Genomic DNA, 11,090 nt, shown 5'->3' on the forward strand with positions numbered 1-11,090 from the left:
CCGCTCGTGCTCACGGTACCGGCTCTGGAAGGATGACCGGATGCCCTCGCCGACGATCAGCCGCCGTGCGCGTCCGGTGTACCCGATCCTGCTGCTTCTCGCCCCGGTGCTGGCCGCCGGCTGCGCGACCACTCGACCGGGGGTGCCGACCGACGACGCTCCGACGACGCCGTCGGCGGTCTGGGCGACCGCCGACCAGCCGGTGTCGCCGACGACCGCGCCGAAGGCCACGCCGACGACGACCGGTCCGGCCCGCCCGAAGCCGTCGCCGGCCAGCCCGTCGGCCACGGCACCTCGCGCCGGGGTGCGGCATGTCTTTCCGGTACGCGCCGGCAACGTGGACTACCACCCGACCCACGGCGCGTACCCCGCCACGGATCTCTTCGCCAACTGCGGTGAACCGTTCGTCGCGGTGACCGACGGGACGGTGCTTGAGGTCAGTCGCGTCGACAGGTACACGAAGGGCGGGCCGCAGGGTCCGGACAACGGCGGCCTGTCGGTCTCCCTGTTGGGCGACGACGGGGTGCGTTACTACGGTTCGCACCTGAGCGTCGTGTCCAGCGGCGTCGACGCCGGGGTGCGGGTCCGCGCCGGACAGCAGCTCGGCAAGGTGGGCCGCACCGGCAACGCCAACAACGTCTGCCACGTGCACTTCGGCATCTCGCCCCCGTGCAAGGGCAAGGACGGCTGGTGGATCCGGCGCGGAGTGCTCTGGCCGGCGCGGTACCTGGATTCCTGGCGCGGTGGTGGCAATCGGGAACCGGCCGCCGAGGTCGTCGCGTGGCAGCGCAAAAACGGCTGCCCGAAGGCTCCCTGACCGGTCCCGCAGCGACTAGGTTCGGTGGGATGAAGGCCCGGGACCCCATCGCCGACCTGCGCCGCATCGCTTTCCTGCTGGAGCGGGCGAACGAGGCGACGTACCGGGTACGAGCGTTCCGGTCGGCGGCGAAGGCGTTGGCGGGTCTGCCGGCGACCGAGGTGGCCGCGCGGGCGGACAACGGCACGCTCACCGAGTTGGCAGGTGTCGGCGACGTGACGGCCCGATGCGTGGCGGAGTCGCTGGCCGGTGAGGAGCCGGTCTACCTGCGCCGACTGGTGGCGACCGAGGGCAGTGACCTCGACGCCGAGGCCACGGCGCTGCGCGCCGCCCTGAAGGGCGACTGCCACACCCACTCGGACTGGTCCGACGGCGGCTCGCCGATCGAGGAGATGGCGCTGGCCGCGGTCGAGTTGGGCCACGAATACCTGGTGCTGACCGACCACTCGCCACGGCTGACGGTGGCCCGGGGACTGACCGCCGACCGCCTGCGCCGGCAGCTCGACCACGTGGCGCAGGTGAACGCGGCGCTGCCCGAGGGCTTCCGGATCCTCACCGGCATCGAGGTGGACATCCTCGCCGACGGTTCCCTCGACCAGGACGACGAGCTGCTGGCCCGGCTGGACGTCGTGGTCGGCTCGGTGCACAGCGGCCTCAAGGACGAGCGGTCGAAGATGACCCGTCGCATGCTGACCGCGGTCGCCAACCCGCACCTGGACATCCTCGGTCACGTCACCGGCCGGATGGTCTCGTCCCGCCCGGTCGGGGTGACCGGGCCGGGTGACCGGGGGCACCGCGCCCGGACCAGGGCGGAGAGTGACTTCGACGCCGATGCCGTCTTCGCCGCCTGCGCCGAGCACGACACCGCCGTCGAGATCAACTCCCGGCCGGAGCGGCAGGATCCGCCGAAGCGCCTGATCCGTCGTGCGCTGGAGGCTGGCTGCCGGTTCGCCATCAACACCGACGCGCACGCGCCCGGCCAACTCGACTGGCAGCGGTTCGGCTGTGAGCGGGCCGCCCTCTGTGGCGTCCCCGTCGACTCGGTGGTCAACACCTGGCCGGCCAAGCAGTTGGTCGCCTGGACGCACGAGCGAGCCTGACCGGCGTCGCGTCCAACCACAGCGGCACTGCTCGCCCGGCGGCTCGGCGGCCCGGCCGCCCGGCGGCTCGGCCGCTCGGCCTTGATCGACTCGATTTTCAGGAAATCGGCCTGTCCTACTGCCTCGGACACCCCGACTCCAATGAAGCCGAGTCGATCACGCGCCATGCTGCGCGGAGTCACGCCGGGCCGCGCCCCCTCAGTGGTGGGCGGGCTCGGCGGTGGGGGTGGAAGCCACGGCTGCGGCGGGAGCGGGGGGAGCGGCGGGAGCGCCGACACCGACCACCGGGCGGGGCTTCCGGCGCCCGAACACACCCTGCGCGACCGCGACCCCCAGCAGCACGATGAGCGCGCCGACCGGCTGGTGCCAGTTGAGCCGCTCGTCGAGCGCCATGGCTCCGATCAGCACCGCGAAGATCGGGATCAGGTACGTGACGGTGGACGCGGTGCTCGCGCCGGCCACCCGGATGTTGCGCATGTTGATGACGAAGGCGAGCCCCGTGCCGAGCGCGCCGAGGGTCAGCACGCTGGCGACCACCCCGGCGGACAACTCGGTGGGCAGCGGCGGCAGGCCGGCGACGAACGGGGTGACGATGGCCAGTTGCACGGCGGCGAGCAGCAGTTGCGCCGCGGAGAGCGACAGGCCGGAGTAGGAGCTGCCGGCGACGAACCGCTTCTGGTACGGGATGGCGACGCCGTAGCAGGCCGCCGCGCCGAAGCACATCAACTGCCCGGTGAAGTGCGCCCCGCCGATGCCCTCCCAGACCCCCAGCACCACGAGCACCCCGAGGAAGCCGAGGCCGAGCCCGATCGCGCGGCGCACGGTCAGCCGCTCGGTGCGGAAGACAAGCACCGCCAGCGGCAGCACGATCAGGGGCGTGGTGGCGTTCCAGATCCCGGCGAGCATCGACTCGACCCGCTGCTCGCCGTAGCCGAACAGGGTGAACGGCACGGCCACGCCGAATGCGGCGCCGACGGTCAGGTGCGCCCAGATCCGGGGCTCGCGGGGCAGCCGGTCGCGCAGCACGGCGAGGACGACCAGGAGGGTCAACGCGCCGGCGACGACCCGGTAGAGGGTGAGCTGGACCGGGTGCAGCTCGGCCACCCCGACCTTGATGAACAGGAAGCTGGAACCCCAGATCACGGCGAGGGCGACGAAGCCTGGCAGCCAGGCGCGAACCGGTGCCTTGTCAGGAGTGGTATCGGCAGTCACCCCTGACACTCTGCCCGACCCCTCCGACAAAGTCGCGCGCCTTCCGGCCGTTGCGCCGCTCATCACGTCAGTGGTCTGAACACGCCAAACGTCGTCGACACGGAGGCGGGGTGGTCACGTAGGGTCGCTGCGTGGGACGAATCGATGAAATCGCCAACCGTTATGTGGCCGAGTGGGCGCCGTTGAGCCCCACCGGCGCGACCTTCGTCGGCATCGCCGGCCATGAAGACCAACTCGACGATCTCTCACCGGAGGGTTACCGGGCGCGCGCTGACCTCACCCGCCGGACGCTTACCGAGCTTGAGGTGACCGAGCCGCAGACCGAGTCCGAGCGGATCGCCAAGGAGGCCATGCAGGAACGGCTCGGCCTGGACCTGGCTCGCTACGACTCCGGCGAGACGACAAGCGGCATCAGCGTGATCGAAAGTGGGCTGCACGAGATCCGCATGGTGTTCGACCTGATGCCCACCGCGAGCAGCGACGATCGGGCGAACATCGCCGCCCGGCTCAACGGCTTCGGCGCCGCGCTGGACGGCTACAAGACCACCCTGCGCGAGGCGCTCGCCTCCGGTCAGGTCAGCTCGAAGGTGCAGCTGGTCGAGGTGGCCAAGCAGTGCGACATCTGGGTCGACCCGACCGGCGACAACTTCTTCCACGGGCTGGTCGAGCGGCTGGGCGCTGAGGGCTCGCTCGGCGCGGAACTGCGGCGGGGCGCGGCGGCGGCAACCGCGGCGACCGCCGAGTTCGGCCAGTTCCTGCGTACCGAGCTGGCCCCGCACGGGCGGGACAAGCAGGCCGCTGGCCGGGAGCGCTACGAGCTCGCCTCGCAGTACTTCCTCGGCGCCAAGGTCGATCTGGACGAGACGTACGCCTGGGGTTTCGCGGAGCTGGCCCGCCTGGAGGCGGAGATGCGGGTCGTCGCGGGACGCATCGCGGGCTCCGGTGCCACCGTCGACGAGGCCGTGGCCAGGTTGGACGCCGACCCGGCGCGGACCATCCAGGGCAAGGAGGCGTTCCGGGACTGGATGCAGGCCCTCGCCGACAAGGCGATCACCGAGTTGCACGGCACTCACTTCGACATCCCGGAGCAGGTCCGGCGCATCGAGTGCTGCCTCGCCCCGACCAGCGACGGCGCGATCTACTACACCGGTCCCAGTGAGGACTTCTCCCGCCCGGGTCGGATGTGGTGGGCGGTGCCGCAGGGCATCAGCGACTTCTCCACCTGGCGAGAGGTGACCACGGTCTACCACGAGGGCGTGCCCGGTCACCATCTTCAGGTGGGGCAGACCGCCGTCCGAGCCGACCTGCTCAACCGCTGGCAGCGGCTGCTCTGCTGGGTCTCCGGGCACGGCGAGGGCTGGGCTCTCTACTCGGAGCGGCTGATGGACGAGCTGGGTTACCTGGAGGACCCGGGCGACAAACTGGGCATGCTCGACGGCCAGGCGATGCGCGCGGCACGGGTGATCGTCGACATCGGCATGCACCTGGAGTTGGAGATCCCCAAGGACAATCCGTTCGGCTTCCACCCGGGCGAGCGGTGGACGCCCGAACTGGGCTGGGAGTTCATGCGGGCGCACTGCCGGGTTCCGGACGAGAATCTGCGCTTCGAGCTGAACCGCTACCTGGGTTGGCCGGGGCAGGCACCGTCGTACAAGGTGGGTGAGCGGATCTGGCTCCAGGCCCGCGAGGACGCCAAGGCCCGTAAGGGCGCCGATTTCGACCTGCGGGAGTTCCACCGGCAGGCGTTGGACCTGGGCGCGCTGGGTCTCGACCCGCTGCGCCGGGCGCTGGCCCGGCTCTGAGCCAGCAGGGGCTTCAAGCGCCGGCGGTACGTCGTACCGCCGGCGCTTCCCGCCGTGCCCGTTCAGCCGAGGGTCAGCGCCAACGCCGGTCGAGCGGTCAGCGTGTCGCTTGTGACGTACGCCAGGTCGATGACCGGGTCGGTGAACGTGATCGGGACGGGCGAGGTGATCGGCACACCGTCCGGCAGTGGCAGGTCCGGCGTTAGGGTGATCTTGATGCCGAGTAGCCGGCCGACGAACCGGGTGGCGTAGAACGCCACGTCTCCGCTGACGGTCAGCCGGTCCGTCGCGTACCGCTGGTTGCGCCCAGCGGGGCCGTCGGCGCTGAGCAGGAAGTCGTCGGTCACCGCCTCACGCATGCTGAACTTCAGCACCTTGAGGTCGCCCTTCACGGTACGCAGGTCGGTGGTTCCCTCGAAGCGCAGCCCGGTCATCCGGACCGACGTTCCGGTGAGCTTGGACGGCGTCTGCGCCACCGTCGGCAGGGTTGGATCGGCGGCGATGCGCGGCAGCGGCTTGCCCGGTTCGACCGCGCCCGGCCCGTCGGGGTTCGGCGTACCCGGCCGGTCGGGGGTTGGCCCGCCCGGCCCCGTGCCCGGCCCCTCGGGGGTTGCCGTGCCCGGCCCGCCCGGGGCCGGCGGCGGGCAGTTGCCGACGCCGTCCGTCGACGTGCCGGTCGGTCCCACTGCGGGCGGGGCGGCCGGGCTCGTCGACGGTGTCGAGGCCTCCTCGCGGCGCCCACCACCGAGCAGATCACCGATGCCGTCCAGGAGGTCGGTGACCACGTTGCCGTCCGGGCTCGGGGTCGGCGTGGCCGGGGTGTGGCTGGGAGACGGGCTGGCATCCCGGGACGGGGTGGGGCAGGCGGTCGCGGCGGGCCGGCTCGGGGCGGCTCGCACCGCTCGGGGTTGGAGGGCCAGCCCACCGGCGGCCAGGCCGAGCACCACGAGAACGATGCCGAACGTCCGGTGCGGGTCAGTCGAGGGTCCCGGCCGCGCGGGCGGCTCGCCGTCGTCGGCGACCTGGCCCGTCGTCGGGAGAACATCCGGCGCGACGCCAGCCGGCTCGGTATCCGACCGCTCATCGCCAGCCTGTGGCGTGGCCGGGGTCCAGGCGAAGGCGAGCGCGCTGCCGACGATGCCGAGGAGCAGACCGACGAAGAAGCCGCCGAGGTTGAGCCCGATCAGCGAGTAGACCGCGGTGACCGCCGCGACGACCGAGTAGAACAGGCGCTGCGCCGGGGTGAACCACAGCAGCAGACCGCAGGTGACCAGGATGACCGGGATCAGCAGCGAGAGCAGGCCGCTCGCCCCACTGTGGAAGCTGAGGCCGTTGAGGGTCATCCGGGTGGACGCAAACATCTCCAGCCCGGCCAGGGCGGTGAGCAGGCCGCCGTAGAACGGTCGACTGCGCCGCCAACGGCGGAAGAGCCGCCACGCCTGAGCCGGACCGCCGGGCCGGGCGTGGGACGGGTTCGCGGTTGTCACGTACTCCTCCTGGCCGTGCGGGGAAATGGACACGGGCCGGACCCGCGGCGGTGGCGCGCCGCGGGCCTCGGCTCACCTCAGAAGCACTCCTTGCCCTTGGCGTCGTCGCCCACGTTGACCTTCAGTCGAAGCCCGACCAGGTTGAACGTGGCTGCCGTGGTGTAGCGGGACACCTGCTGCAGGTTGGTGATGGTCACGTGGTCGGAGTTCTGGCCGAACGAGCCGGCCTGCGCCGTCGGGTTCAGGTCGGTGGCGTCCCGACCGATCTTGATGTTGGTGAAGGTCGCGTTGCCGTTTAGTGAGTCCATCGCGATCAGCAGGTCCTTGGCCCGCGCGGGCTCCTTGCCCTCGCCGGCGTTGATGGTGAGCACCACCGGCAGGCCCGGCAGGTCGGCGCGGACGGACTGGCAGAGGCTGTACAACTCGGCGCTGCTGATCTCGGAGAGCGCGATCGGGTGGACCTGACCGGCCTTTCCGTCCTTGCCCTTCTCCCGGACGATGCCGCCGTACTGCTTGAAGCCGTCACCCTCAAGGCGCTCGGCGCCGATCTTGAAGGTCTGGCCGGAGACCGTGATGTCGGACGCGATCGCGCCCGTCGACATTCCGAACAGGATGGCGCCCGCGGCGGCCGTGGCGGGTACCGCCATCGCGGCGAACCGACGCCACCGGGTACGACCCTGATCTTTCAACCGATCCTGCACGGGTTCCTCCTCGAGGTGGATGCGCGCGATTGCCGGTGACGAATTGCGGGCCCCGTGCCGGGCTCGGCACTGTTACCGGCGGGTAACGATCGGGGTTGATGGTGCACCCGTTGGGGCGCAGGTCACAACCCCCCGATTACCGGGCAGTAATAGAGGCTCGCGTCGACAGTGGCACCGCATCACGCTGGGTTGCCGCAGCCATCGACAAAAGATGCAAAAGGTACGGAAGGTGGCGTGATTCGTCAGAAATACTGCGGAGCGTGACGAGAGATAGCCCGATTACAATAATGTAACGACTGTAAAGCAGGCGGTTTGGCCGCAGCTCAGGAGCAGCCCCACCGGTCAGACCCCGGCCAACCAGTCCTCGAGAAGGCGGTGGTCGATGGCGTCCACCCGCCCGAGCGTACGGCCGGAAGCCACCCGCTCCCGCAGCTCCGCCCGGGTGAACCAGCGCGCCTCCAGCAACTCCTCACCGTCGACGCGTACCTCGTCGGACGTGGCGGTGGCCCGGAAGCCCACCATCAGGCCGGCGGGGAACGGCCACGCCTGCGACCCCTGGTAGGTCACGTCGGTGACGGTCACGCCCGCTTCCTCGGCCATCTCCCGACGGACCGCGTCCTCCAGGCTCTCGCCGACCTCCACGAAGCCGGCCAGCGTCGAGAACGCGTCCTCGGCCGCGCCCGCATGCCGGGCCAGCAGACACCGACCCGGCGGGCCGGGCGCCTCGACCAGCACGATGATCGCCGGTTCGATCCGGGGAAAGAGGAGACGCCCGCAGTCACCGCCGGTGCAGGTGCGCATGTGCCCGCCGCCGTCCGCGACGGCCGGCGATCCGCACGCCCCGCAGTACCGCTGCTGCCGATGCCAGTGCAACAAACCCCGGGCGTACGCCTGGACGGCCGCGTCACCCGGTTCGAGCCGCCCGACCAGGGCCCGCACGTCGACGGAACGTGCCGCACCGGCCATCTCGACGGCGGCCCGTTCGGAGAGTGCGGACAGGTCCACGGCAAACGTGGCCACGTCCCCGTCGAGCCCCAGGAAGACCGTCTCACCCGCGGCGGACCGGACGAGCGACGCCCGCTCCGCGCTGAGCCGGACCGGCCCGTCCGCATCGACGAGACAGCGGTCCCGCCACAACGCCAACACCACGGTGCCCGACTCGGCGAGCAGCGCGCTCAACCGGGCCGGATCGGTGCGCAGGAGACCCGCCCGGTCCAACCAACCGCCGCCGTACGCCAACACCCGCTCCGCAGTGTCCACCCGGTCACCGTGCCACGTCCGTGGTTCGCCACCGGCACCGCCCCCGCGTGCCGACGACACGCCGGACGACACGCGCCAGCAGCACCGGATGGGCGCAACCGCAGGGACGGCCGGGTATTGGTTACCGTAGGTGCCTCCGGGAGGGCGTACCTCCCGCGGCACCCTGGCGATCGAGGTTGCAGTGACGCTGTACGGCGAAAACAGTCCCCCCGACGACGACCGGCCCACCGTGCAGGTCACCGCGGTCACCTGGCCGGACGACGGCTCGGTGACGACCTCCGCTCCGGGCGAGCCGGAGGGCGGCCCGAGCCGGCCCCGCCGGGTACGGATGCTGCTCGCCGCCGGCGTCACCGGTGGCGTCCTCGCCGCCGTGGCGGGTGCCGGCGCCTGGGCGTACGCCGGTGACGTTCCTCGTGGCACCACCGTGCTCGGCACCGAACTGGGCGGCCGGAGCCGCGCGGACGCCGACCGGGAGTTGCGGGCCGAGCTGGACCGGCGGGCGGCGGCTCTCGCCGGCCCGTTGAAGATCACTGTCGACGGGCGGACCGCCGAGATCAACCCGGCCGAGGTGGGGTTGGCGGTAGACGTGCCGGCGACCGTCGCGGCAGCGGCTGCCGCCGACGCGCACGCGGTCAGCCGCCTGGTCGGCTCCCGCACGGTCGACCCGGTGGTCACCGTCGACGTCGACCGGTTGGACGACGCGCTCCGTAAGGTGCTCGGCAACCAGGCCCAGGGAATGACGATGCCGGCCATCACCTACCAGGGCACCACGCCGAAGGTCGTACAGCCAAAGCCAGGGTTGAGCCTGGAACCGCAACGCTCGGCCGAGGTGGTGCGCGCCGGCTGGTTGGCCGGCACCCCGGTCACCGTGCCACTCGTGGAGAGCCACCCGGCGACCACCCCGGAGGAGTTGGACCGGCTGGTCACCGAGTTGGCCAAGCCGGCGGTCGCCAAACCGGTCACCCTGCGTACCAACAAGGGTTCGGTGCAGGTCCCGCCCGCCGCCATCGCGAAGAGCCTGCGATTCACCGCCGACAAGGCCGGCAAGCTGACTCCGTCGGTGGACGTCAAGCGGTTGCGGGCAGCGCTCGGCGACGGCCTGGCCGCCATCGAGGCGCCACCGAAGAACGCCACGATGGCCATCGCCGGTGGCCGGCCCACCACCAAGGACGGGCGACCCGGTCAGCAGTTGGACACCACGACCCTGGGTCGGGACCTGCTGGCGGTACTGCCGAAGGCGGACGGCCGCGAGGTGACCGGCGAGCTGAAGCCGACGCCACCGGAGCTGACCGCGGAGAAGCTGGCCGGCCTGGGCATCAAGGAGCGGGTGTCCACCTTCACCACCCGTTTCACCGGCGGTATGGCCTCGTCGCGCAGCCAGAACATCGCGACCATCGCGAAGGAGGTCGACGGCACGGTCGTCCTGCCCGGGAAGACGTTCTCGTTGAACGGTCACACTGGCGAGCGCGGCTACGCCCAGGGCTACCGGGACGCTCCGGTCATCCTCGGCGGCAAGCTCGTGCCGGGCGTCGGCGGCGGCACCTCACAGTTCACCACCACGCTGTTCAACGCGACGTACTACGCCGGACTGGAGGACGTCGAGCACAAGCCCCACTCGTACTGGTTCGACCGCTACCCGGCGGTCATCGAGTCGACCATCTTCTGGCCGGACCTGGACTTCAAATTCCGCAACAACACGGAGTACGGCGTCCTCATCGACACCTCGTACACGTCGAGCACGATCACCGTGTCGATCTGGAGCACGAAGATCTACGACAGCGTGAAAACGGAGTACGGGCCGCGTCGCAACATCACCACACCGAAGCTGATCCATCTGGAACCCGGTCCCTCGTGCATCGCGACGAATGGCATCAACGGCTTCACCCAGGACGCCTTCCGGGTCATCAAGAAGGACGGCGCGGTGGTCAAGCGGGAGAAGTTCACCTGGCGCTACGACGCGGAACCCCGCTACGTCTGCGGGCCGAAGCCCTCCTGACGTCGTACCCGCTCTGAGGTCTCACCGACTCTGAGGACTCACCGACTCTGAGGACTACTGGCCGGTGTCATGGGCCTGGCCGTGGTGACGGCCACCCTGCGTTGGCATGGGCACCACCCGTTCGTCCTGCACTCGGATCTCGGCACGGAAACGGTGTGCGGCCGGATGCCAGATCTCCTCGAACGGGCCCATGACCTCACCACCGATACCGCGTCGCCGCACGCGGGACGCCAGCCACCACAGGATCCCCAGGATCGCTGCCACGCAGCCGGAGAAGACCAGAAATATCAGCGCGTCGCCCACCCGCAGAGCGTAGCGGCGAGTCCTGGTCCGGCCGCGCGCCACAGCCCGACAATGCGCAAAGCTCGACGGCGAGCCACAGCCCCGACAACGCGCCACGGCCCGACAACGCGCAAAGGTCGCGAGGGCGTTGATCGACTCGGGTTTGCTGAAATCGTGGTGTCCCGCGCTCATGGATACCCCGATTTCAAGAAAGTCGAGGCGATCAACCCAAGCGCGGTCGGGATCGCGCCGGGATCAGGGGCGAGGGCTCCGGCAGAGGCGCATCAGGATGTGGATATGCAGATAGGGCCACCCCGTATCGGGGTGGCCCTATCTGAAAGATTGTCCGGCGGCGTCCTACTCTCCCACACCCTCACGAGTGCAGTACCATCGGCGCTGGAGGGCTTAGCTTCCGGGTTCGGAATGTAACCGG

Annotated in this window: 9 protein-coding genes and 1 rRNA gene; 4 read left to right on the forward strand and 6 right to left on the reverse strand. The window is 70.6% G+C overall.

Features of this window, described 5'->3' with window-relative positions; translation table 11 throughout:
- The first annotated feature begins 40 nt into the window (after positions 1–40).
- Together AB0C25_RS08845 and AB0C25_RS08850 are read left to right on the forward strand one after the other, a co-directional pair.
- A complete protein-coding gene (locus tag AB0C25_RS08845; RefSeq protein ID WP_357371016.1) occupies positions 41–817 on the forward strand; it encodes a M23 family metallopeptidase in 777 nt (258 codons plus the stop codon).
- A 29-nt stretch (positions 818–846) separates the two neighbouring features.
- A complete protein-coding gene (locus tag AB0C25_RS08850) occupies positions 847–1,917 on the forward strand; it encodes a PHP domain-containing protein (protein ID WP_357371018.1) in 1,071 nt (356 codons plus the stop codon).
- Positions 1,918–2,115: 198 nt separating this feature from the next.
- Here AB0C25_RS08850 and AB0C25_RS08855 read toward each other — a convergent pair whose 3' ends face one another.
- Positions 2,116–3,129 carry a DMT family transporter gene (locus AB0C25_RS08855; RefSeq protein ID WP_357371020.1) on the reverse strand — a complete coding sequence of 338 codons (1,014 nt, stop codon included), beginning with the start codon at positions 3,127–3,129 and terminating at the stop codon, positions 2,116–2,118.
- A 131-nt stretch (positions 3,130–3,260) separates the two neighbouring features.
- Here AB0C25_RS08855 and AB0C25_RS08860 point away from each other — a divergent pair, with 131 nt between their 5' ends.
- A complete protein-coding gene (locus AB0C25_RS08860; RefSeq protein WP_357371022.1) occupies positions 3,261–4,931 on the forward strand; it encodes a DUF885 domain-containing protein in 1,671 nt (556 codons plus the stop codon).
- Positions 4,932–4,993: 62 nt separating this feature from the next.
- Here the strand turns inward: AB0C25_RS08860 and AB0C25_RS08865 are convergent, their stop codons facing one another.
- The 3 genes from AB0C25_RS08865 to nudC form a co-directional block, all read right to left on the reverse strand.
- Entirely contained in the window at positions 4,994–6,418 is a 1,425-nt protein-coding gene (locus tag AB0C25_RS08865; protein ID WP_357371023.1) for a DUF6114 domain-containing protein, read from the reverse strand.
- Between the two features lie 77 nt (positions 6,419–6,495).
- Entirely contained in the window at positions 6,496–7,119 is a 624-nt protein-coding gene (locus AB0C25_RS08870) for a DUF6230 family protein (RefSeq protein ID WP_357371026.1), read from the reverse strand.
- Between the two features lie 342 nt (positions 7,120–7,461).
- Positions 7,462–8,379: an NAD(+) diphosphatase gene (gene nudC, locus AB0C25_RS08875; RefSeq protein ID WP_357371028.1), complete on the reverse strand. Its 918-nt coding sequence runs from the start codon at positions 8,377–8,379 to the stop codon at positions 7,462–7,464.
- 181 nt (positions 8,380–8,560) lie between these two features.
- Here nudC and AB0C25_RS08880 point away from each other — a divergent pair, with 181 nt between their 5' ends.
- Positions 8,561–10,375 (forward strand): VanW family protein, encoded by a 1,815-nt coding sequence (locus AB0C25_RS08880; protein ID WP_357371030.1) that lies wholly within the window; start codon positions 8,561–8,563, stop codon positions 10,373–10,375.
- Between the two features lie 54 nt (positions 10,376–10,429).
- Here AB0C25_RS08880 and AB0C25_RS08885 read toward each other — a convergent pair whose 3' ends face one another.
- Positions 10,430–10,678: a hypothetical protein gene (locus tag AB0C25_RS08885; RefSeq protein ID WP_357371032.1), complete on the reverse strand. Its 249-nt coding sequence runs from the start codon at positions 10,676–10,678 to the stop codon at positions 10,430–10,432.
- 323 nt (positions 10,679–11,001) lie between these two features.
- A 5S ribosomal RNA gene (gene rrf, locus AB0C25_RS08890) occupies positions 11,002–11,090 on the reverse strand; the annotation flags it as partial.

It is taken from the genome of Micromonospora sp. NPDC048839, assembly GCF_040649915.1.
Taxonomy (GTDB): domain Bacteria; phylum Actinomycetota; class Actinomycetes; order Mycobacteriales; family Micromonosporaceae; genus Micromonospora.

What these genes read in the sequence shown, in the direction of transcription:
- AB0C25_RS08845 (WP_357371016.1), top strand. Translation starts at nt 41, where the DNA reads ATGCCCTCGCCGACGATCAGCCGCCGTGCGCGTCCGGTGTACCCGATC.
- AB0C25_RS08850 (WP_357371018.1), top strand. Translation starts at nt 847, where the DNA reads ATGAAGGCCCGGGACCCCATCGCCGACCTGCGCCGCATCGCTTTCCTG.